This is a genomic window from Streptomyces sp. NPDC054883, from assembly GCF_053610645.1.
This window is the reverse complement of record NZ_JBSGYT010000019.1, coordinates 19,441-39,371: the sequence shown is the minus strand read 5'-3', so window position 1 is coordinate 39,371 and position 19,931 is coordinate 19,441. Positions and strand designations below refer to the sequence as shown.

General features: G+C 72.6%; 19 protein-coding genes. 13 read left to right on the top strand and 6 right to left on the bottom strand.

Translation table 11 applies throughout. From position 1 onward, the window contains the following. Positions 1-138 precede the first annotated feature (138 nt). Positions 139-723, bottom strand: a complete 585-nt coding sequence (locus ACWGH1_RS16425) for an HPP family protein (protein WP_453355884.1) — start codon at positions 721-723, stop codon at positions 139-141. Positions 724-959: 236 nt separating this feature from the next. On the opposite strand from ACWGH1_RS16425, the gene ACWGH1_RS16420 reads away from it, so the two are divergent. The 4 genes from ACWGH1_RS16420 to ACWGH1_RS16405 all read left to right on the top strand — a co-directional run bounded on the left by ACWGH1_RS16420 (position 960) and on the right by ACWGH1_RS16405 (position 4,662). Further along, positions 960-1,448, top strand: a complete 489-nt coding sequence (locus ACWGH1_RS16420; RefSeq protein WP_453408747.1) for a hypothetical protein — start codon at positions 960-962, stop codon at positions 1,446-1,448. Between the two features lie 47 nt (positions 1,449-1,495). Next, positions 1,496-2,563 (top strand): GNAT family N-acetyltransferase, encoded by a 1,068-nt coding sequence (locus tag ACWGH1_RS16415; RefSeq protein ID WP_453408746.1) that lies wholly within the window; start codon positions 1,496-1,498, stop codon positions 2,561-2,563. A 57-nt stretch (positions 2,564-2,620) separates the two neighbouring features. After that, positions 2,621-3,154, top strand: a complete 534-nt coding sequence (locus tag ACWGH1_RS16410) for a GNAT family N-acetyltransferase (protein WP_453356304.1) — start codon at positions 2,621-2,623, stop codon at positions 3,152-3,154. A 146-nt stretch (positions 3,155-3,300) separates the two neighbouring features. After that, positions 3,301-4,662: an FAD-dependent oxidoreductase gene (locus ACWGH1_RS16405; protein WP_453356303.1), complete on the top strand. Its 1,362-nt coding sequence runs from the start codon at positions 3,301-3,303 to the stop codon at positions 4,660-4,662. 73 nt (positions 4,663-4,735) lie between these two features. Here the strand turns inward: ACWGH1_RS16405 and ACWGH1_RS16400 are convergent, their stop codons facing one another. Continuing rightward, positions 4,736-5,227 (bottom strand): hypothetical protein, encoded by a 492-nt coding sequence (locus ACWGH1_RS16400; RefSeq protein ID WP_453356302.1) that lies wholly within the window; start codon positions 5,225-5,227, stop codon positions 4,736-4,738. Positions 5,228-5,435: 208 nt separating this feature from the next. Here ACWGH1_RS16400 and ACWGH1_RS16395 point away from each other — a divergent pair, with 208 nt between their 5' ends. From ACWGH1_RS16395 to ACWGH1_RS16370, 6 genes are all read left to right on the top strand, one after another. Further along, a complete protein-coding gene (locus ACWGH1_RS16395) occupies positions 5,436-6,098 on the top strand; it encodes an NADPH-dependent F420 reductase (protein WP_453356301.1) in 663 nt (220 codons plus the stop codon). 357 nt (positions 6,099-6,455) lie between these two features. Then, complete coding sequence (locus ACWGH1_RS16390) at positions 6,456-6,659, top strand: cold-shock protein (RefSeq protein ID WP_453408745.1); 204 nt, start codon at positions 6,456-6,458, stop codon at positions 6,657-6,659. A gap of 135 nt (positions 6,660-6,794) precedes the next feature. Beyond that, positions 6,795-8,177 (top strand): VWA domain-containing protein, encoded by a 1,383-nt coding sequence (locus ACWGH1_RS16385; RefSeq protein ID WP_453357658.1) that lies wholly within the window; start codon positions 6,795-6,797, stop codon positions 8,175-8,177. A gap of 150 nt (positions 8,178-8,327) precedes the next feature. Next, positions 8,328-10,082: a glycosyl hydrolase family 18 protein gene (locus tag ACWGH1_RS16380; protein ID WP_453408744.1), complete on the top strand. Its 1,755-nt coding sequence runs from the start codon at positions 8,328-8,330 to the stop codon at positions 10,080-10,082. A 95-nt stretch (positions 10,083-10,177) separates the two neighbouring features. After that, on the top strand, positions 10,178-10,771 hold the full coding sequence (locus tag ACWGH1_RS16375; RefSeq protein ID WP_453408743.1) for a HutD/Ves family protein: 594 nt from the start codon (positions 10,178-10,180) through the stop codon (positions 10,769-10,771). Positions 10,772-10,840: 69 nt separating this feature from the next. Further along, entirely contained in the window at positions 10,841-11,434 is a 594-nt protein-coding gene (locus ACWGH1_RS16370; protein WP_453355158.1) for a TetR/AcrR family transcriptional regulator, read from the top strand. Positions 11,435-11,495: 61 nt separating this feature from the next. Here the strand turns inward: ACWGH1_RS16370 and ACWGH1_RS16365 are convergent, their stop codons facing one another. Next, complete coding sequence (locus ACWGH1_RS16365; RefSeq protein ID WP_453355157.1) at positions 11,496-11,999, bottom strand: hypothetical protein; 504 nt, start codon at positions 11,997-11,999, stop codon at positions 11,496-11,498. Positions 12,000-12,419: 420 nt separating this feature from the next. Between ACWGH1_RS16365 and ACWGH1_RS16360 the strand changes: the two genes are divergently transcribed. Beyond that, positions 12,420-13,859, top strand: a complete 1,440-nt coding sequence (locus tag ACWGH1_RS16360; protein ID WP_453355156.1) for a multicopper oxidase family protein — start codon at positions 12,420-12,422, stop codon at positions 13,857-13,859. A 14-nt stretch (positions 13,860-13,873) separates the two neighbouring features. On the opposite strand, the gene ACWGH1_RS16355 is transcribed toward ACWGH1_RS16360, so the two are convergent. Then, entirely contained in the window at positions 13,874-14,686 is an 813-nt protein-coding gene (locus ACWGH1_RS16355) for a class I SAM-dependent methyltransferase (RefSeq protein ID WP_453355155.1), read from the bottom strand. A 69-nt stretch (positions 14,687-14,755) separates the two neighbouring features. After that, entirely contained in the window at positions 14,756-15,097 is a 342-nt protein-coding gene (locus tag ACWGH1_RS16350; RefSeq protein WP_453355154.1) for a hypothetical protein, read from the bottom strand. Between the two features lie 167 nt (positions 15,098-15,264). Here ACWGH1_RS16350 and ACWGH1_RS16345 point away from each other — a divergent pair, with 167 nt between their 5' ends. Both ACWGH1_RS16345 and ACWGH1_RS16340 read left to right on the top strand, forming a co-directional pair. Beyond that, positions 15,265-17,544, top strand: a complete 2,280-nt coding sequence (locus ACWGH1_RS16345) for a HelD family protein (protein ID WP_453408768.1) — start codon at positions 15,265-15,267, stop codon at positions 17,542-17,544. Positions 17,545-17,658: 114 nt separating this feature from the next. Continuing rightward, positions 17,659-19,299, top strand: coding sequence for an AMP-binding protein (locus ACWGH1_RS16340; RefSeq protein ID WP_453354780.1), 1,641 nt, complete (start codon positions 17,659-17,661; stop codon positions 19,297-19,299). A gap of 3 nt (positions 19,300-19,302) precedes the next feature. Here the strand turns inward: ACWGH1_RS16340 and ACWGH1_RS16335 are convergent, their stop codons facing one another. Beyond that, positions 19,303-19,926 carry a hypothetical protein gene (locus ACWGH1_RS16335; RefSeq protein ID WP_453354781.1) on the bottom strand — a complete coding sequence of 208 codons (624 nt, stop codon included), beginning with the start codon at positions 19,924-19,926 and terminating at the stop codon, positions 19,303-19,305. Positions 19,927-19,931 lie beyond the last annotated feature (5 nt).

Below are 19,931 nucleotides of genomic sequence, written 5' to 3'. Positions count from 1 at the left end.
GCAGGGTGCCCCGAACACGTCCTTCGTTGAAATCTCCACCGCTTGTTCCGCCCTTCACCGCCACCGTGACCGCCCCGTCCGGTCACAAGAAGTAGCGCCCGAGCACCCTCGGTGGCGCGCAGGCGCGCCACTGTGGAGTCACCACCAATAGGCAGGGTACTTCGGGGCCTTCCGGCGGATGCGGGAGCCGGCGTAGCCGGTGAGGACGAGCAGGACGGTCGAACCGAACAGCAGCGGCACGAACCTGCCCGACGCCGGGGTCTGGAGCACGACGATGACGGCGGTCGCGCAGGCCGCGGAGTGCGGGGTCCGAGCGAGGATGAGCAGGGCCAGGGTGACGCCCGCGGCGACGGCGGCCGCCCAGGCGCTGCTGCCGGCCAGCGCGAGCACCCCGTAGCCGACGGCCGCGCCCAGCAGGTGGCCCAGCACCACCCCGCGCGGCTGCGCCAGCGGCAGCGTGGGGGCGCTGTGCACCAGGGCGGCGCTGGCGGCGAGCGGTGGTACCAGCACCGGCTCGTGGATCATCGCGCCGATCGCCACGAGGCCCAGGAGTACGGTGGTGACGGCGCTGACACTGTGGAAGGCGGCGGCCGGGGTGGGGCGCGCCGGAGCCCTGCCGGTCAGGGTCCGGGTCTGCCGGGACGGCTCGGGGACGACGGGTCCGGCCGGGACGAGGCCGTCGACGGCGGGCGGGGGCGGATACAGGGCGGTGTCGGAACTCATGTGCGGCAGGGCGTTTTCCGGTGCGGGCGGCCGGGCCGGGGCACACGGCGGCAGGGGCGGGGCGGCAGGCGGTGACCTGATGGGGAGATCGCGGTGTCCTGATTTTATCGGTCAGGCGTACGACGACCGTTGTCGGGGGTCGGCAAAGTGCCGATCGGCCACGAATGACCGGAACCGATCGTGTATGACTGCGGGGGCCACCGGGCAGTCCCGCTGAGGGACCAGGAAGGACGAACATGACGACGCACTCGCACCTCGCCGGTGCCCCCACCGACCTGGACGCGGTCATCGCGCAGGCCCCCGCCGACGCCACCGGCGCGCTCTGGCGGCTGACCGAGGCGGGACGCGCACTGGACGCCAACCTGATCCGGCTGCCGCCCGGCGGCTCGATCGCCGAACACCGCGAACCGCTGCTCGACGTGCTGCTGGTGGTGGTCGAGGGCAGCGGCCGGCTCGACACCGACGACGGCCCCCGCGGCCTGCGGCCCCACACCGCGGCCCTACTGGCCAAGAACACCCGGCGCTCCCTCACCGCGGGCCCGGACGGCATCGCCTACCTCACGGTCCACCCGCGCCGCCCCGGCCTCGGCATCGCTGCGCCGTCCGCCGCCGAGGGCGGCGAACCGGCCTGCCTCCTGCACCGGGTGTGCGCCAACTGCGGCCGGCTCGCCTCCGAACGCGAGGCCCGCTACTGCTCCCGCTGCGGCTCCGGCCTCCCCGACTGACCGCACGGAGCCGGACCGGACCCCGGACAGCGCTTAGGGTCGACGCCATGACGCTCTTCACCGCCCGCGACCTCACCCGCACCGTCGCGGAAGCGGTGGGCGCCCTGCGCGAGGTGGCGGACCGCGACTGGTCCGTACCGGCGGCGGGGCTGGAGTGGAGCTGCCACGACACGGCCGTCCACCTGACCGCGGACCTCACGGCGTTCGCCGCTCAGCTGGCCGGCCGCGTCCCCGCCTCCCGGCTGCCGCTCACCGTCGGTGCAGCCCCCCGGACCCCGCCCGGCGGCCTGATCGACCTCGTCGCGGCCGCCGGGCAGCTGTTGGCGGCCGCCGTCCGCGCGGCCGGCCCGCAAGACCCGGCCTGGCACCCCGCGGGCGCGGCCGGCGCCGACGGGTTCGCCGCCATGGGCGCCGCCGAGCTGCTGCTGCACACCCACGACATCCGCCGCGGCCTGGGCGCCGCCGACCGGGCCGGTTCCGCGCGGACCAGCGCCCTGGTCCTCGACCGGCTCTTCCCGCACGCCCCGCGCTCCGCCGCCGCGGACGCGTGGGGCTCGCTCCTGGCCGCGACCGGCCGGGCCGACCTCCCGGACCTGCCGCGCCGGCGCGACTGGCGCTGGTACGCCGACCCGGTCAGGGGCGCGGGCGTGGTGCTGTGCGAGATCGGCCCCCCGGCCGCCGCCGACCTGCACACCGGCGGCCCCGGCGGCTTCGTCTGGGCCGACGACGGCCCGCCCGAGGGAACCCGGATCGCAGCCGGGATGCTGGGCCTGGCGCGCGAGGTCGGGGAGTACCACCCCGGCTGGGGCCCGTACGCCATCGTCCGCGAAGCCGACCACCGGGCGATCGGCGGCATCGGCTTCCACGGCGCGCCCGACCCCGAAGGGCACGCGGAGATCGGCTACGACCTCGTCCCCTCGGCCCGGGGCCGCGGACACGCCACCGAAGCCGTGCGCGCGCTGGCCGGGTGGGCCTTCGCGCAGCCGGGCCTGACCGCGCTGCGAGCCGTGGTCGAAGACGCCAACGCCCCCTCGCACGCCGTCGTCCGGCGGGCCGGATTCGAGCGGGAGGCCGCCGTGGACGGCACCGTCCACTACCTGCTGCGCCACCGCTGAGCCCCCTGGCGGGGGCCCGATTAACCCTGGTGGGGCCGCGTTCGGCAGGATGAGGGCATGACCGAGATCCGTACCCCCCGCCTGCTGCTCCGCCGCTGGACCGACGACGACCTCGTCCCGCTGTCCGAGATCAACGCCGACCCCGAGGTGATGCGCTGGATCGGTGACGGATCCACGCTCGACCCGGAGGAGACGGCCGATGCCATCGAGCGCTGGGAGGACGAGTGGGACGAGGAGGGTTTCGGCCTCTTCGCCGTGGAGCTGCTGGCCTCCGGTGAGCTGATCGGCGTCGTCGGCCTCACGGTGCCGGAGTGGCTGCCCGCGGTCATGCCGGCCGTGGAGATCACCTGGCGTCTCGGCCGCCCGTTCTGGGGCCAGGGGTACGCCTCGGAGGCCGCCCAGGCCACCTTGGAGTTCGCCCTCCAGGACCGCGGACTGGACCGGGTGATCGCAGTCAACCGGGCGGGCAACGAGGAGTCCGAGAACGTCATCCGCAAGCTGGGCATGGAATCGGACCGGCGGGTCGAGGCCCCCGAGTCCGGCGCCCTGCTCGACGTGCACTCCATCGACCTCACCGAGTACGAGGCCTGAGCCCCCGGCCGCACCCCAAAGCGGCCCTTTGGGTTGCCATAAGAGCTGTTTATGAGGTCATAAGCAGGGGCCGGGTGCCGGGTTAGGGTCGCCTTAGCTTAGGGTTCCCTTGATCAGCCAGTTGTCGGTCGAAGGGAACCCACACCATGCCTCGCCCTCTGCGGGTAGCGATAGTCGGCGCCGGCCCCGCCGGCATCTACGCGGCCGACGCGCTGCTGAAGTCCGAGGCGGCCGTCGAACCCGGCGTCTCCATCGACCTCTTCGAACGGATGCCGGCCCCCTTCGGCCTGATCCGCTACGGCGTCGCCCCCGACCACCCGCGGATCAAGGGCATCATCACCGCCCTGCACCAGGTGCTCGACAAGCCGCAGGTCCGCCTCTTCGGCAACGTCGACTACCCGAACGACATCTCCCTCGACGAGCTGCGCGGGTTCTACGACGCGGTGGTCTTCTCCACGGGTGCCACCGCCGACCGCGAGCTGCGGATCCCGGGCGTCGAACTGGACGGCTCGTACGGCGCCGCCGACTTCGTGTCCTGGTACGACGGCCACCCGGACGTCCCGCGCACCTGGCCGCTGGAAGCCGAGAAGGTCGCGGTCCTGGGCGTCGGCAACGTCGCGCTCGACGTGGCCCGCATCCTCGCGAAGACGGCCGACGAGCTGCTGCCCACCGAGATCCCGCCGAACGTCTACGCAGGCCTCAAGGCCAACCGGGCGCTCGAAGTGCACGTCTTCGGCCGCCGCGGCCCGGCGCAGGCGAAGTTCAGCCCGATGGAGCTGCGCGAGCTGGACCACTCGCCGAACATCGAGGTCATCGTCAACCCCGAGGACATCGACTACGACGAGGGCTCGATCGCCACCCGCCGCGCCAACAAGCAGGCCGACATGGTCGCCAAGACCCTGGAGAACTGGGCGATCCGCGATGCCGGCGACCGCCCGCACAAGCTCTTCCTGCACTTCTTCGAATCGCCCGTCGAGGTGCTCGGCGAGGACGGCAAGGTCGTCGGCCTGCGCACCGAGCGCACCGAACTCGACGGCACGGGCAACGTCACGGGCACGGGCCGGTTCACGGACTGGGACGTCCAGTCGGTGTACCGGGCGGTGGGCTACCTCTCCGACGAGCTGCCCAAGCTCCCGTGGGACGTCGAGTCCGGCACGGTCCCCGACGAGGGCGGCCGGGTGATCGAGGCCGGTGCGCACCTGCCCTCGACGTACGTCACCGGCTGGATCCGGCGCGGGCCCATCGGCCTGATCGGCCACACCAAGGGCGACGCGAACGAGACCGTGGCCAACCTGCTCGCGGACCACGCCGAAGGACGGCTGCTCACCCCGGCCGCGCCCGCGCCGGAAGCGGTCGAGGCGTTCCTGGCGGAGCGGCAGGTCCGCTTCACCACCTGGGAGGGCTGGTACAAGCTCGACGCCGCGGAGAGGGCGCTGGGCGAGCCGCAGGGGCGCGAGCGGGTGAAGCTGGTGGAGCGCGAGGACATGCTCGGCGCGAGTGGTGCCTGAGCCCGGTCCGGACGAGGTGTGACAGTACGAGGGGGCCCGCCGCCGGCGGGCCCCTCGTGCGTCGGATCGCGGATCAGCCCTGGATCGCGGTGATCTTGCGCGTCTTGAGGTCGGCCTGGACGTGGATCTCGGTGGTGTCGCCGCCGCCCCAGGTCAAGGTGACCGTGGCGTTCGTCTTGCCCGTGCCGCTGCCGGTGGAGGCGACCTTCCACTGGAGGGGCACGTTCTGTGCGCGCAGCACGCCGTTCGCGTGGTTCGCGGCCTCCCACTGCTCCAGCTCCTGCTGGAGGGGCTTGGAGAGGTAGAAGGCGCGCAATTGGTCGGCCGTCTTGCCGTCACCGTCGTAGACGGCGTCGATGTAGGAGCCGTAGAAGTCGGCGATCCGGGTGAACGCGCCCTCGGGGCTGCCCGACACGACCGGCAGGGCGGCCGCCGTCCGCGCGGAGTGCGGGGCGGGCGTGGAAGCGGACGCGCTGGTGACGAAAGTGAGGGATACCGCGGCCGCGGCGGCGGCCGCCGCGGTGGCGAGGGCAATGGACGTGCGCTTGGCCGGAAGCTTGAGCATATTTTCGTACCTTTCCCCGTGTGCGATATGCGCCGGCACGGTCCCCGGCGCTGCCCCGAAAGACTGCCCTTGGGCCGCTTCGGTTCTCACGCCGCGGAAAATGGCCGAAAATCCACCCGGAAGTAGCGGAGGGGCCGGAATGCCGTGACGCCCCGCGGGGTTCCGACAAAGGCGATACCCCGAAACCGCGTACTGCACTGGAGAGCTCATGAAGATCGGCATCATCGGCGCCGGCAACATCGGCGGCAACCTCACCCGACGGCTCACCGCCCTCGGACACGAGGTCGCCGTGGCCAACTCCCGCGGACCCGAAACCCTCACGGCGCTCGCCGAGGAGACCGGCGCCACGCCCGTCCCGGTCACGGAGGCGGCCCGCGGTGCGGAGGTCGTCGTCGTCACCGTCCCCCTCAAGAACGTGCCCGATCTGCCCGCAGGGCTCTTCGACGGCGCGGCAAACGGCTTCGCCGTCATCGACACGTGCAACTACTACCCGCAGGAGCGGGACGGCCGCATTCCCGGCATCGAGGACGACGGCCTGACCGAGAGCCGCTGGACCGAGAACCACCTCGGCCACCCCGTGGTCAAGGCCTTCAACGGCACCTACGCCGCCGACATCCTGGAACGGCCCCGGCCCGCCGGGGACCCCGACCGGATGGCGCTGCCGGTCGCCGGCGACGACGAGGACGCGAAGAAGACCGTACGGGCCCTCATCGACGAACTCGGCTTCGACACCGTCGACGCGGGCGGCATCGACGAGTCCTGGCGCCAACAGCCCGACACGCCGGTCTACGGCCTGCGCGCGGGCGCCGAAGCCGTCACCAAGGCGCTCGCCGAGGCCTCCCCGGAACGTCCGCAGGCCTTCCGCGGCTGACCGGACCGGGCGGGGCGGGGGGAGGGCGACCGCTCCCGCGGCCCCGCCCCGCACGGGGCTGGAATCCGGCGGCCTGCGAATATCTGTCGCCGCCGGTACAGAAATCCATCGAATGCCGGTGAAGATTCACGGCGTTGGGAATGAAAAAGCAGAAACCTTCCGTGCCGGTGGGGCTGCACTGTGCTACGGTCAGCGCAGTTGCAGTTGTGGTTCCCAAAGACTTCAAGTGCCCCCTTGGATTCACCTCCGCCGGGTGCACTTTTTATTTCCGGATGTTTTTCGGACGGGGCAATCATTACTTCGACGCCGGTGCCCGCACAGTGTGGGTCCGGGAACAGCCCCAAAGGAGAAACTCATATGGCATCTGGCACCGTGAAGTGGTTCAACGCGGAAAAGGGCTTCGGCTTCATCGAGCAGGACGGTGGCGGCGCTGACGTGTTCGCCCACTACTCGAACATCGCCACCCAGGGCTTCCGTGAGCTTCAGGAAGGCCAGAAGGTGAAGTTCGACGTCACGCAGGGCCAGAAGGGCCCCCAGGCCGAGAACATCGTTCCCGCCTGACGCGTAATCGGCGTGTGACAGTCGTCGGGGCCCGCACCGTGAGGTGCGGGCCCCGACGCATTGTCAGGGGCAGGGGGGCAGGCCCCCGTCCCGGGGGCGTTCCGCACCGGCGGGGCGGAAGGCAGACTGGGCGCCGTGACGATACTGAGCAAAGGTGCCAACCTGACCGTCGACGCCTCCTGCGTCAGAGCCGTGCTCGGCTGGTCGCCCGGGCCGGGCGTGCCGGACGTGGACGCCTCCGCGCTCCTGCTGACGGACCGCGGGCGCGTCCGCTCCGACGGCGACTTCGTCTTCTACAACCAGCCCCGGCACGCCTCCGGTGCCGTACGCCACCTCGGCAAGCAGCCCGGCGCGGACGCGCTCGACGTCGATCTGGCCGCCCTGGAACCGGAGGTCGGGCGGGTCGTCCTGTGCGCATCCGCCGACGGCGGCAGCTTCGGCCAGGTCCCCGGACTGCACCTGAGGCTGCTCGACCCGGCGTCCGGGGCCGAGCTCGCCCGCTTCGACATGGCCGCCGAGACCGAGACCGCGTACATCAGCGGCGAGCTCTACCGGCGCGCGGACGCCTGGAAGTTCCGGGCGGTCGGGCAGGGGTACGCGAGCGGTCTGGCCGGGCTCGCGACCGACTTCGGCATCACCGTGGACGAGCAACCGCCGACGGTGGCCCGCGCCCCGGTCCCCGCCGCTCCCGCCCCGGCCCTCACGCCCGCGCCGCTCCCCGTGTCGGTGGCCGAACCCGCGGTCCCCGTCCGGTTGGTCAAGGGCGAGGAGCAGCTGCCCCCCGAGATGCGCGAGCGCCTCTCACTGCGCAAACAGCAGGTCGCGATCAGCCTGATCAAGAGCGGCGCCGCCGGAGTGCGCGCCCGGGTCGTCCTCGTGCTCGACGCGTCCGGCTCGATGTCCACCCTGTACTCGCGCGGCACGGTGGCCGGCGTGGTGGAACGGATGGCCGCCGTCGCCGCGCAGCTCGACGACGACGGCGAGATGCAGGCCTGGACCTTCGCCACCCGTCCCGCCCGGCTGCCCGACCTCACGATCGCCGAACTCCCCGAATGGCTGAGCCTGCACGTCCGCGTCGGCCAGATGAGCCCGTTCGGCCGCAACAAGCCGGCCAAGGGACTGCTCCCGGGGCAGGTCGACATGCGCGCCGTCGGCTTCCAGAACGAGGAGCAGCGGGTCATCGCCGAGGTGCGCGCCTACGTGCGCGACCATCCGGTCCCCGCCCCGACCCTGGTCCTGTTCTTCTCCGACGGCGGCGTCTACCGCAACGCCGAGATCGAACGCGAGCTGCGCGCCGCCGTGGAAGAGCCCGTGTTCTGGCAGTTCGTCGGCCTCGGGCGGGCCGGGTTCGGGGTGTTGGAACGCTTCGACACCATGCCGGGCCGCCGCGTCGACAACGTCGGCTTCTTCGCCGTGGACGACATCGACCGGATCTCGGACGCCGAGCTGTACGACCGGCTCCTGTCGGAGTTCCCGTCCTGGATCGGCGCCGCCCGTGCGGCGGGCATCCTGCGCTGACCGGCGGTGCCGCCGCCAACCGGCGCCCGAGCGGCCGGGGTTGAGCGCGCGGCCGCGCCCATTTCGATTGGTCTGGACCCTTGACCTTCGGCTGGTCCAGACCAATCATGGGGCGTCCGCCCGTTCGCTCGCGCCCCACCGGGAGCTTCGATGAGACGACGTCCACGCCCCGTCCATTCCTTACTCGCCGCCTTCGCCACCCTTGCCGCGTCGGCCGGCCTGGTCCTCGGGGCGGGCAGCGGCGCCGCCCATGCCGCGACCCCGCTGCCCGCCCACGTCTTCGCCCCCTACTTCGAGGCCTACTCCTCCGACAGCCCCGCCGACCTCGCCCAGAGATCCGGCGCCAAGTACCTGACCATGGCCTTCGTGCAGACCGAGGCCAAGGGCTCCTGCACCCCTTACTGGAACGGCAGTACCGGCCAGCCGGTCTCCGCCTCCGTCTTCGGCTCCGACTTCGCCACCATCCGCTCGCGCGGCGGCGACGTGATCCCCTCGTTCGGCGGTTACGCGGCCGACAACGGCGGCACGGAGATCGCCGACAGCTGCACCAGCGCGGACTCGGTCGCCGCCGCGTACGAGAAGGTCATCACCACTTACGACGTCACCCGCCTGGACATGGACATCGAGGACAACTCGCTGACCAACAAGGCGGGCATCGACCGCCGCAACCAGGCGATCAAGAAGGTGCAGGACTGGGCCGCGGCCAACGGGCGCCCCCTCCAGGTCTCCTACACCCTCCCCACCACAACGGGCGGCCTCGCGAGCAGCGGACTGGCCGTGCTCAAGAGCGCCAAGACCGCCGGCGCGCAGGTCGACGTCGTCAACCTGATGACCTTCGACTACTACGACGGCGCCACGCACCACATGGCCGACGACACCCGCACCGCCGCGGAAGGCCTCTACAGCCAGCTCGCCGCCCTCTACCCGGCCAAGACCCCCGCCCAGCTCTGGGGGATGATCGGCGTCACCGAAATGCCCGGCATCGACGACTACGGTCCCGCCGAGACCTTCACCACCGCCGACGCGACGGCCGTCTACGACTGGGCCGCCTCCAGGGGCATCAACACCCTCTCCTTCTGGGCCCTCCAGCGCGACAACGGCGGCTGCCCCGGAACCGGCGGTTCCGACACCTGCTCGGGCATCGCCCAGGACCCGTGGTACTTCAGCCATGCCTTCGCGCCCTTCACGGGCGGCGGCGGACCCGCCGCGGACGACTTCTCCGTGTCGGTCGCTCCGGGCTCCGCCTCCGTCGCACCCGGCGGCACGGCCACCGCCACGGTCGCCACGACGGTCGTCTCCGGCCCGGCGCAGTCCCTCGCCCTGACCGTCACCGGAGCCCCCGCCGGTGTCACGGCGACCCTCACCCCCGCCACCGTCACGGCGGGCGGCTCCGCCCGGCTCACCATCACCGTCGCCGCCTCGGCCGTGCCGGGCGGCTACCCGCTCACCATCACCGCCACCGGGAGCCGGCTCGCCCACTCCGCCGGCTTCACCCTGACCGTGCCCGGACCGGGCGGCGGCAGCGGGGCGCTGGTCAACGGCGGCCTGGAGAGCGGCTCGCTCGCGCCGTGGACCTGCGAGAGCGGCGGCGCGGTCGTCAACGCCCCCGTGCACGGGGGCTCGTACGCCCTCAAGGCCTCGCCGGCCTCCGCGCAGACCGGCGAGTGCGCGCAGAGCCTCACCCTCGCCCCCAACACCGCCTACACGCTCAGCGGCTGGGTGCAGGGCGGCTACGCCTACCTCGGAGTGCGCGGCGGCGCCACCGGCAGCACGTGGACCAGCTCGGCCGGCTGGACCAAGCTGACCGTGCCGTTCACCACCGGCGCCTCCGGCTCGGTCACCGTCTACCTGCACGGCTGGTACGGGCAGGGCGCGGTCTACGCGGACGACCTCGCGGTGGGCTAGCCGCAAGCCGCAAGCCGCAAGCCGCAAGCCGCAAGCCGCAAGCGGCTAGGCTCGGCCGGGCCCGGGTGCGCACCCGGGCCCGGAAGGGCGGCGACATGAGGGACGGCACCACCGACGGCACCGGTGGCGGGGTGCGCGTCCTGCGCGCGGCCGGCCGCGCGGCGGCTCCCTGGAAGAACGGCGGGGGAGTCACCCGGGAGATCGCGGTGCTGCCCGAGGGCGCCGGCACGGAGGACTTCCACTGGCGGGTGAGCCTCGCCGACGTGACCGCCGACGGCCCGTTCTCCGTGTTCCCCGGCGTGGACCGGACGCTCACCCTCGCCGAGGGCGTGGGCATGGACCTGACGATCGGCGGTGCGCGGCGGCTCGTGGACGAACGCTTCGCCCCGCAGCGCTTCCCCGGCGACCGGCCCACCGAGTGCCGGCTCCTGGGCGGCCCCGTGGTGAACTTCAACGTGATGTACCGCAGGGAGGCCGTCGCGGCCGAAGTCGCCGTCGTACGCGGCGATCTGGTGCTCGCCGTGCCGCCACGCGCCACGCTGCTGGTCGTCGCCCTGGACGGGCCGGCGACGCTCGGCGGCTCCCTCCGGCTCGGCGCCTACGACGCCGTCTCGGTCACCGGCCCGGACACCCGTGCGCTCAGCGCCCGCGGCCGGGCGGCCGTGGTCCGGCTGACCCCGCGCCCCTGATGACCGCATGCCGGACGGGGGGCGGATTTCCGGAGCGGCGCCGACCGGTTTCTGTTCTACGCTGACCGCATGGCGAAGCAACAGCGTGGCCGGGCCACTGTCGACCTGGTCCTGGACTCCGCGCTGCGCGTCTATGCCGAGGCCGGACCGCAGGGTTTCACCGTCAACGCCGTCACCAGGGCCAGCGGAGTGAGTCTCGGCAGCCTCTACCACCACTTCGGCAGCTTCGACGGCCTCGCGGCCGCCCTGTACACCCGATGCATGGGCGAGCTGTTCGAGGAGATGACGACCGCCCTGCTGCGCACCCGTACGGCGCGCACCGGGGTGCGGGCGCTGGTCCGTTCCTACCTGCGTTTCACCGAGGAGCAGCGGGCCGCCGCGCTCTTCCTGCACGCCTCGGCCTACTCCGGCTACCTCGCCGTCCGTGCCGAGGAGATCTCCGCGGCGAAGGCCGGCATGCTGCGGCCGATGGCGCAGTGGTTCGGTGCCCGCGTGGCCAAGGGGGAGATCGCCCTGATGCCCGGTCCGGTCATCGAGGTCCTGGTGATGGGGCCGGTCGCGGAAGCCGCGCGGCGCTGGCTGTCCAGCACGTACGAGATCGACCTGGCGGAGGCCGCCCGGCTGCTCCCGGACAGCATCTGGCGTTCCCTGCGCCCAGAGTGAGCGGGACTGCGCGCCGCGGGCCGTGGTGGTCCGAGGCGCGCATCGGGTTCAGCGGCCCGGCTCAGTGGAACAGCATGGAGGCGCCGCCGGCAGCCGTGGCGACCGAGCCCGGGCAGAGGAAACTGCCCGAGACCTTGGTCGCCGTGAAGGCCTGGTTCAGGTACTTCCGGGTGGAGCCGTCACGGTTCCACACGATGTTGGTGGCCTTGTAGCGGCATGAGACGAAGCTCTGTTTGCCGCTGATGTCGATGGCGTCCGTCCTCGCGACACCGCTCGCGTCGTCGAAGGTGAACGCCGGGTTGTTGTTGAGGGCGGCGGTGATGCCGCCGCCGCAGGCCAGGTTGCCGCCGGGTGCGTTGATGGTCGTACGGTCGACGGTCAGGGGGCCGGGCGGGACCGCGCTGGTGCGCGCGTTCGTCCAGCTGCAGGTGTTGCCCGAGACGACGATGACGCCGTCCACCGTCTGGTCGACGGTGGGCCCGAGGGCCAGGGCCGTGGTGGATCCGCCGAGCACCACCGCGGCGACCAGCGCGGTGACACCCGGCCAGGTCGGGAACTTCCTCATGTCGCTCCTCCTTGCCACGTACGTGTGGGGGTGTACGGGCGGGGCCCGGGGGGCCGCGCCGCGGTGCGCCCGGCCGTGGCGGGAGGTGGGGACCCCGTGGGCCGGCCGGGGAGAGAGCCTGCGTGTCCGGACCGGAGAGCGTCCGGTGGACCGGTGCGGTCCGGTCACGTCCACGGAAGGTGCCACAGGGGTCTTGAAATGTCAGGCCCATGCCAAGGAATTGGCCGGATGGCGTCATGTGGCGGGAGGCCGCCCAGGGGGCGTACCGGGCTTGTGCGGCGCACGAGTGAGTCACGACCGCGCACTCGCACACTTGTCCCGTCCACCACCACGTACATGCCGACCCGCCGGCGCGCCAGTCGCCGGAGCAGCACCCTCGGGGGAACAGTGATCAGTCGTAGGACCGTCGTCCGGGCAGGCGTGGCCGCCACCAGCGTCATCGGAACGGGCGGCATGCTGCTGCCCGTCGTGAACGCCGCGGCCGACGAGCCCCGCGCCGCCGGAGCCGAGCTCGACCCGGCCGGCATAGCGAAGTTCACGCAGCGGATGCCGCTGGCGCCGGTGCTCCAGCCCTACCTCACCACCAGCACCACCAGCTTCTACCGGATGAACCTGAAGGAAGCCACCAAGGAGGTCGTACCGGGTCTCAGCACCACGCTGCGCACCTTCAACGGCTCCTTCCCCGGCCCCGTCATCAAGGCCGAGTCGGGCCGCCGGGTCGTCGTCAAGCAGACCAACTCGCTGGACGTGCCCACCTCCATCCACCTGCACGGCGCCCACGTCCCGCAGGACAGCGACGGTTCCCCGATGGACCTGATCGCGGCCAAGGGCGGCACCAAGACGTACACGTACCCCAACACCCAGCCGCACGCGAACCTCTGGTTCCACGACCACGCCCACCACATGGAGTCGGAGAACGTGTTCCGCGGCATGACGGGCACCTACATCCTGACCGACGACACCGAACGCCGGCTGGGCCTGCCGTCCGGCAGCTACGACATCCCCGTCTCGCTGCGCGACGCCCGCTTCACCGACACCGGTGAACTGGTCTACGAGATGGGCGACTTCCGGCACCGCAACGTCATCCTCGCCAACGGCAAGGCGTGGCCCTACTTCGAGGTCGCGGCGCGCAAGTACCGTCTGCGCTTCACCAACACCGCGAACCAGCGGTTCTTCGGCCTGAGCCTCGCGGACGGCTCGGAGCTCGTACAGATCGGCACCGACGGCGGCCTGCTGGCCACCCCCCACCACACCGACACGGTGTCCATCTCCCCGGGCGAGCGGGCCGACGTCGTCATCGACTTCTCCCGCTACCCCGTCGGCACCACCATCGAGCTCCGCAACAAGCACGTCGACCGGGACGAGCCGGCCAACGAGATCGGCGCGGTCCTCCAGTTCCGCGTCACCCGCTCCGCGCGCGACGACAGCGTGGTCCCGGCGAAGCTCAGGACGCTCCCTGCGCTGCCCCCCGCCACCGTCGACCGCAGTTTCGAGATGCGGATGGACGAGACCGGCGCCCCGAGCAGCATGGCGTACATCAACGGCAAGACGTACGACATGGACCGGATCGACACCGAGATCGCGTACGGGGCCACCGAGATCTGGACCGTCCGCAACGCCAACCAGTACGCCCCGCACAACTTCCACATGCACCTGGTGCAGTTCCGGGTACTGGAACGCAACGGCCGGCCGGTCACCGAGGGGCCCGAGACCGGGCTCAAGGACACCGTGCCGCTGAAGCCGGGCGAGACGGTGAAGATCCAGGCGACCTTCACCGGCTACCGGGGCACGTACGTCTACCACTGCCACCTGTTCGACCACGGTGCGATGGGCATGATGGCGAACATGCGCATCTCCTGACCGGCGCGGCCCCGTCAGGGCGCACCGGGGGAGGGCTTGCGGCCCAGGACGGCCCAGGCCCGCACGTCCAGGGTGAGGGAGCCGTCCGGCCGGGCCGGCACGGAAGCGCGCAGCGCTTCGCGCAGCCGCTCCCGTCCGGGCGGGGCGAGGGCCGCCACGTAGCCGGGGGCGGGGCCCTGGCCGGCCAGGAACGGCTCCCACAGCTCGGCGAACGCGGCGAATTCGGCCCGTACCGCTATGGGGGCGACGTGTACGCCTTCCAGTCCGGCCGAGGTCCACAGCGCGCGCAGTTCCGCCGGGCGGCAGAGCGCGAAGCGGCGTCCCTCGTCGAGCGCGGCCGCGTCCGGATCCAGCAGTACGGCCGCGTCCCAGAAGCGGCGCAGGAGCCCCATGCCCTCGGGGTAGTCCCACACGTAGCAGGCGACGAGTCCGCCCGGGCGGGCGACGCGCGCCGCCTCGGCGACCGCGGCGCCCGGCTCGGGCAGGAAGTTGAGGGCGAGCGCGCTGACCACGGCGTCGCAGGTGCCGTCGCGCAGGGGCAGCGACAGGGCGTCGGCGAACACGAACCGCGCCGCAGGGCCGACGGTGGCCCGCGCCGTCGCGAGGAACGCCGCCGACAGGTCGGCCCCCACGATCAGCCGGGGGCGGGCCCGGCCGGTGACCGCGGAGGTCAGGGCGCCGGTGCCGCAGCCCACGTCGAGCCACACGGCGCCGTCCCCGACGCCCAGCCAGTCCACGAACCGGTCGGCGACGAGGCGGCTCCAGCGCCCCATGTACCGCTCGTAGGCGTCCCCCGCCGCCCACACGTCGAACCTCTGCTCCGTCATGGGGCCACGATGACGCACCGGCGCCCGCGCGGCGCCGTGACAGGCCGTCGGGCCCGCCCGAGAGACGGCTCAGCCCGCGGCGGGCGCCCCGTCGAGTTCCCAGGCGTGGCGCTTGAACTCCCGCGCGAAGCCGGGGTGGTCCTCCCACTGGCGGGCGATGCCGCGCAACACGTCCCAGTGGTGTTCCACCGCCTGGTCGATGACGCGGCGCACCGCGGGCTCGGCCGTCGTCCGCGTCTCGATGAGGCCCTTGACCGCGGACGCCTCCAGCACCGCGTTGCGCAGCGCGCGCAGGGCACGGGAGGTGTCGTCCATCGCGAAGCCGTTCTCGCTGCCGGTCTCGGCCGCGAACAGCGGGGTGAGGCGCGCCTCGATGAACGCGGTGATCCGCGCGAAGTGCTGTACGTCCATGGGGGCTCCGTCTCCTGCCACACGGCAACAAAAAACCCCGGACCTCAATGGCGACCGGGGCGATTCCCTGCGTATATTGGTTATTTCACGTCGACCCACAAGGAAGACGCGGAGAAGCTTTACGGGCACACTGTATCGCGTCAGGAGTGGAATTGTCAACCGAGGAAATCCGGAATGAGCAGCAATTCATCACCGGGCTCTACGCACGCCTCGACGACCTGCGTGACCAGGCCGAACGCGCCGTCCGGGGCGCGCTCGCCGAGCCGGGGAGCGGGTTGCAGGCACGGCTGGAGCGGGATGTACTGGTCGCCGAGCAGTCCGGTCTGCTTTCCGCTCTGAACACCGGAGAGAACGGTCTGTGTTTCGGCCGGCTGGAGTTCTCCGACGGCCGGGACCACCACATCGGCCGCATCGGAATCAGGCAGGACGACCGCGACCGCACCCCCCTGGTCCTCGACTGGCGGGCCGAAGTCGCCCGCCCCTTCTACCTCGCCACCGGCCACCACCCCATGGGACTGCGCCGGCGCCGGCACCTCACCACCCGGGGCCGTGAGGTCACCGCACTGCACGACGAGATCCTGGACCTCACCGACACCGAACGCACCGGTCATGAAGGAGCCGACGCGGACGCCGTGCTGCTCGCCGCACTCGACGCCGCCCGCACCGGGCGGATGCACGACATCGTGCGGACCATCCAGGCCGAACAGGACCGCATCATCCGCTCGCCGCACGCCGGCGTCCTGGTGGTGGAAGGGGGCCCCGGCACGGGCAAGACCGCGGTCGCCCTGCACCGCGCGGCGTACCTGCTGTACGCCTACCGGGAACTCCTCGCCAAGCGGGGCGTGCTGATCGTCGGCCCCAACCCGGCGTTCCTCGGCTACATCGGCGAGGTGCTCCCCTCCCTCGGCGAGACGGGCGTGCTCCTCGCCACGGTCGGCGAGCTGTTCCCCGGCGTCCACGCCACCCGCGCCGACCGCCCCGGCGCCGCGGCCGTGAAGGGCCGCGCGGCGATGGCCGACGTCCTCGCCCGGGTCGTCAGCGACCGCCAGGCGCTGCCGGAGACCGTCCCGGCGGGCAGCGGCGAGGACACCTCCGTGGTCCCCGAACCGGCCCTGGAGATCGACCACGACGACTACGGCACGCTGCTGCTGGACCGGACGATGGCCCACGAGGCCCGCGACCGGGCCCGCGGCACCGGGCTCCCGCACAACCTGGCGCGCCCGTACTTCGCGTTCCGGATCATCGACGCGCTCACCGAGCAGCTCGCCGACCGGCTCGGCGCGGACCCGTACGGCGGCCCCAACCTGCTGGGACCCGACGACGTCGCGCAGCTCGGCAAGGAGATCGCCACCAGCGCCGAGGTGCACGCGGCCATCGACACCCTCTGGCCGCCGCTGACCCCCGAGCAGCTGATCGCCGACTTCCTGGCCGACCCCGCCCACCTGGACGCCGCCGACGCCGAGCTGATCCGGCGTCCCGCGACGCAGACCGGCTGGACACCCGCCGACATCCCCCTGCTCGACGAGGCCGCCGAACTGCTCGGCGAGGACGACAGCGCGCGGCGCGCCGCCGAGGAACGGGAGCGGCTGGAGCGGATCGCGTACGCGCAGGGCGTCCTCGACCTCTCGCAGGGCTCGGAGTCCTACGAGTTCGAGGACACCGAGAACGAGTACCTCGCCGCGCACGACATCATCGACGCCGAGCGGATGGCCGAGCGGCACGAGGAGGCGGACCACCGCAGCGCCGCCGAGCGCGCCGCCGCCGACCGGACCTGGGCCTTCGGCCACGTCATCGTGGACGAGGCCCAGGAGCTGTCGGCGATGGCCTGGCGGCTGCTGATGCGGCGCTGCCCCACCCGCTCCATGACCCTGGTCGGAGACCCGGCCCAGACCGGCGACGAGGCGGGCTGCGGCTCCTGGAAGCGCATCCTGGCCCCGTACGTCGGCGACCGCTGGGAACTGGTCCGGCTCGGCGTGAACTACCGTACGCCCGCCGAGATCATGGACGTCGCGTCCGCCGTGCTGCTGGCCCGCCACCCCGGGTTCGAACCGCCCAGCTCGGTCCGGTCCACGGGCGTACGGCCCTGGTCCCGGGCGGCGGACGACCTCCCCGGCGCGGTCGCCGAGGCGGTCCGCGCCGGCACCCCGGCGGAAGGCCGGCTCGCGGTCATCGCCCCGCGCCCGCTGCACCAGGCCCTGGCCGCGGCGCTGCCGGACGTACGGGCCGGCGCGGAACCGGACCTCACCCACGCCGTCGTGCTCCTCGACCCGCGCCAGGCCAAGGGGCTGGAGTTCGACACGGTGCTCGTCGTGGAGCCGGCGGACATCGCGCCGAGCGACCTGTACGTGGCGCTGACCCGCGCCACGCAGACCCTCGGGGTCCTGCACACCGGCCGGCTTCCGGAGGAACTGGCGCGGGCCCTGGAGGAAGAGCCCCCGGCGGGGTGAACCGGCGCCCCTACGGCCACCGCGCAGCCTCTGGCCCCGAGTGGCCCGCGCGGTGATCATAGGGGGGCGTCGGCCCACCCGGCCCCGCGCGCACCACCGATTCCGGGAGGCCACGTGTCGGCAGAGTCCAGCTCCGCAGAGTCCAGCTACGCGTACGGGGTGCACGAGGTCCCGCTGCTCGGCGACACGATCGGCGAGAACCTGGACCGCACGGCGCGCAGGTTCCCCGACCGGGACGCCCTGGTCGACATGGCTTCCGGGCGCCGCTGGACGTACGCGGAACTGGCGGCGGACGTCGACGCGCTCGCGCTCGGCCTGCTGGACCTCGGCATCGCCAAGGGCGACCGGGTCGGCATCTGGGCGCCCAACCGGCCCGAATGGACGCTGGTGCAGTACGCCACCGCCAAGATCGGGGCGGTCCTCGTCACGGTGAACCCCGCCTACCGCTCCCACGAGCTGGAGTACGTACTGCGGCAGTCCGGGATCCGGCTGCTGGTGGCCGCCGGCCGGTTCAAGACCTCCGACTACGCGGCCATGATCGATGAGGTGCGTCCGCGCTGCCCGGCGCTGGAGTTCGTTCTCCTGCTGGAAGGCGGCTCCTGGGCCTCCCTGCTGGAGCGCGGCCGGCAGGGTGACCCCGCCGTACTGGCCGGCGCGCAGGCCGCGCTGAGCCCGGACGACCCCGTCAACATCCAGTACACCTCCGGCACCACCGGCTTCCCCAAGGGCGCGACGCTGTCCCACCACAACATCCTCAACAACGGGTTCTTCGTGGGGGAGTTGTGCCACTACACCGAGCAGGACCGGGTCTGCGTGCCGGTCCCCTTCTACCACTGCTTCGGCATGGTGATGGGGGCGCTGGCGTGTACGAGCCACGGGGCGGCGCTCGTCATCCCGGCGCCCTCGTTCGAGCCGGCGGCCACCCTGGCCGCCGTGGAGGCCGAGTCGTGCACCTCGCTGTACGGCGTGCCGACGATGTTCATCGCCGAACTCGCCGACCCGGACTTCGCCTCGTACGACCTCTCCAGCCTCCGGACCGGCATCATGGCGGGCTCACCCTGCCCGGTCGAGGTGATGAAGGAGGTCATCGACCGGATGGGCATGACGGAGGTCTCCATCTGCTACGGCATGACCGAGACCTCACCGGTGTCGACCCAGACCCGCGCGGACGACTCCGTCGCACGCCGGGTGTCGACCGTGGGCCGCGTCGGCCCGCACCTGGAGGTCAAGATCGTCGACCCGTCCTCCGGACGGACCGTGCCGCGCGGCGCACCGGGCGAACTGTGCACCCGGGGCTACTCCGTCATGCTCGGCTACTGGGGCGAGCCCGAGCGGACCGCCGAAGCCGTCGACGCGGCCCGCTGGATGCACACCGGGGACCTCGCCGTCATGGACGACGACGGCTACCTGAGCATCACCGGCCGGATCAAGGACATGGTGATCCGCGGCGGCGAGAACGTCTACCCGCGCGAGATCGAGGAGTTCCTCCACGGGCACCCGGACGTGCTCGACGTCCAGGTGATCGGCGTCCCCGACGCCAAGTACGGGGAGGAGCTGATGGCCTGGATCAGGATGCGCGAGGGCGCCGAGCCGCTGACCGCGGAAGCCGTCCGCGCGTACTGCGCCGGCCGCCTCGCCCACTTCAAGATCCCGCGCTACGTCCACGTCGTGGACGAGTTCCCGATGACCGTCACCGGGAAGATCCGCAAGGTCGAGATGCGCGAGACGGCCACCCGCCTCCTCGGCACCGGCTGAGGGTCAGCGCGGCGCCTTGGGGCCCTTGTCCAGGACCGTGTTGCCCGTCACCGTGCCGTCGCTCCCGGAGAGGGTGACGTCGTGCCGGACGCCGTCGGGGCCGAGCACCACGGCCTCCCACGCGCTCGCGCCGCCCTGCTCCACCACCACGCGCAGGGATTCCACCTTGCCGCCCGACACGGCTCCCGCCGCCTTGTCCGCGGCCTGCCCGGCCGGCAGCGCGGGGAGCTGCGCGGGGGCCGCCGCCCTCGCACCTGCGCCGCCGGAGAACTCGCGGCCCGGCCGGAACCGTCCGGGCCCGCCGTCCTCGCCGTCCTCGCCGTCCTGGCGGCCGAAGGCCTGGGGGCCGCCGTGCGCCCGGCCGCCCTTCGGACCGTCTCCACGGCCGTGCCCTCCGGCGAAGGCCGGGTGCCCCTCGTGCGCCTCGTGGCGGTGCTCCGCCACGGCGACGGCCGCCGCGGCGCCGCCGCCGACCAGCACCACCAGCCCGAGCGCCACCCACCGCGTGCGGCCCTGGCGCGTCAGCCGGCCGAGCCGGCCCCGGCGCGCCGGGGCGTCCACGGGAACCGCTTTCGTCCCACCGGCGTCCGCCGGGTGCTCGGGAGGCTGGGGAGTGGACTGGGTCATCTGAT

What these genes read in the sequence shown, in the direction of transcription:
- ACWGH1_RS16425 (WP_453355884.1), bottom strand. Translation starts at nt 723, where the DNA reads ATGAGTTCCGACACCGCCCTGTATCCGCCCCCGCCCGCCGTCGACGGC.
- ACWGH1_RS16420 (WP_453408747.1), top strand. Translation starts at nt 960, where the DNA reads ATGACGACGCACTCGCACCTCGCCGGTGCCCCCACCGACCTGGACGCG.
- ACWGH1_RS16415 (WP_453408746.1), top strand. Translation starts at nt 1,496, where the DNA reads ATGACGCTCTTCACCGCCCGCGACCTCACCCGCACCGTCGCGGAAGCG.
- ACWGH1_RS16410 (WP_453356304.1), top strand. Translation starts at nt 2,621, where the DNA reads ATGACCGAGATCCGTACCCCCCGCCTGCTGCTCCGCCGCTGGACCGAC.
- ACWGH1_RS16405 (WP_453356303.1), top strand. Translation starts at nt 3,301, where the DNA reads ATGCCTCGCCCTCTGCGGGTAGCGATAGTCGGCGCCGGCCCCGCCGGC.
- ACWGH1_RS16400 (WP_453356302.1), bottom strand. Translation starts at nt 5,227, where the DNA reads ATGCTCAAGCTTCCGGCCAAGCGCACGTCCATTGCCCTCGCCACCGCG.
- ACWGH1_RS16395 (WP_453356301.1), top strand. Translation starts at nt 5,436, where the DNA reads ATGAAGATCGGCATCATCGGCGCCGGCAACATCGGCGGCAACCTCACC.
- ACWGH1_RS16390 (WP_453408745.1), top strand. Translation starts at nt 6,456, where the DNA reads ATGGCATCTGGCACCGTGAAGTGGTTCAACGCGGAAAAGGGCTTCGGC.
- ACWGH1_RS16380 (WP_453408744.1), top strand. Translation starts at nt 8,328, where the DNA reads ATGAGACGACGTCCACGCCCCGTCCATTCCTTACTCGCCGCCTTCGCC.
- ACWGH1_RS16375 (WP_453408743.1), top strand. Translation starts at nt 10,178, where the DNA reads ATGAGGGACGGCACCACCGACGGCACCGGTGGCGGGGTGCGCGTCCTG.
- ACWGH1_RS16370 (WP_453355158.1), top strand. Translation starts at nt 10,841, where the DNA reads ATGGCGAAGCAACAGCGTGGCCGGGCCACTGTCGACCTGGTCCTGGAC.
- ACWGH1_RS16365 (WP_453355157.1), bottom strand. Translation starts at nt 11,999, where the DNA reads ATGAGGAAGTTCCCGACCTGGCCGGGTGTCACCGCGCTGGTCGCCGCG.
- ACWGH1_RS16355 (WP_453355155.1), bottom strand. Translation starts at nt 14,686, where the DNA reads ATGACGGAGCAGAGGTTCGACGTGTGGGCGGCGGGGGACGCCTACGAG.
- ACWGH1_RS16350 (WP_453355154.1), bottom strand. Translation starts at nt 15,097, where the DNA reads ATGGACGTACAGCACTTCGCGCGGATCACCGCGTTCATCGAGGCGCGC.
- ACWGH1_RS16335 (WP_453354781.1), bottom strand. Translation starts at nt 19,926, where the DNA reads ATGACCCAGTCCACTCCCCAGCCTCCCGAGCACCCGGCGGACGCCGGT.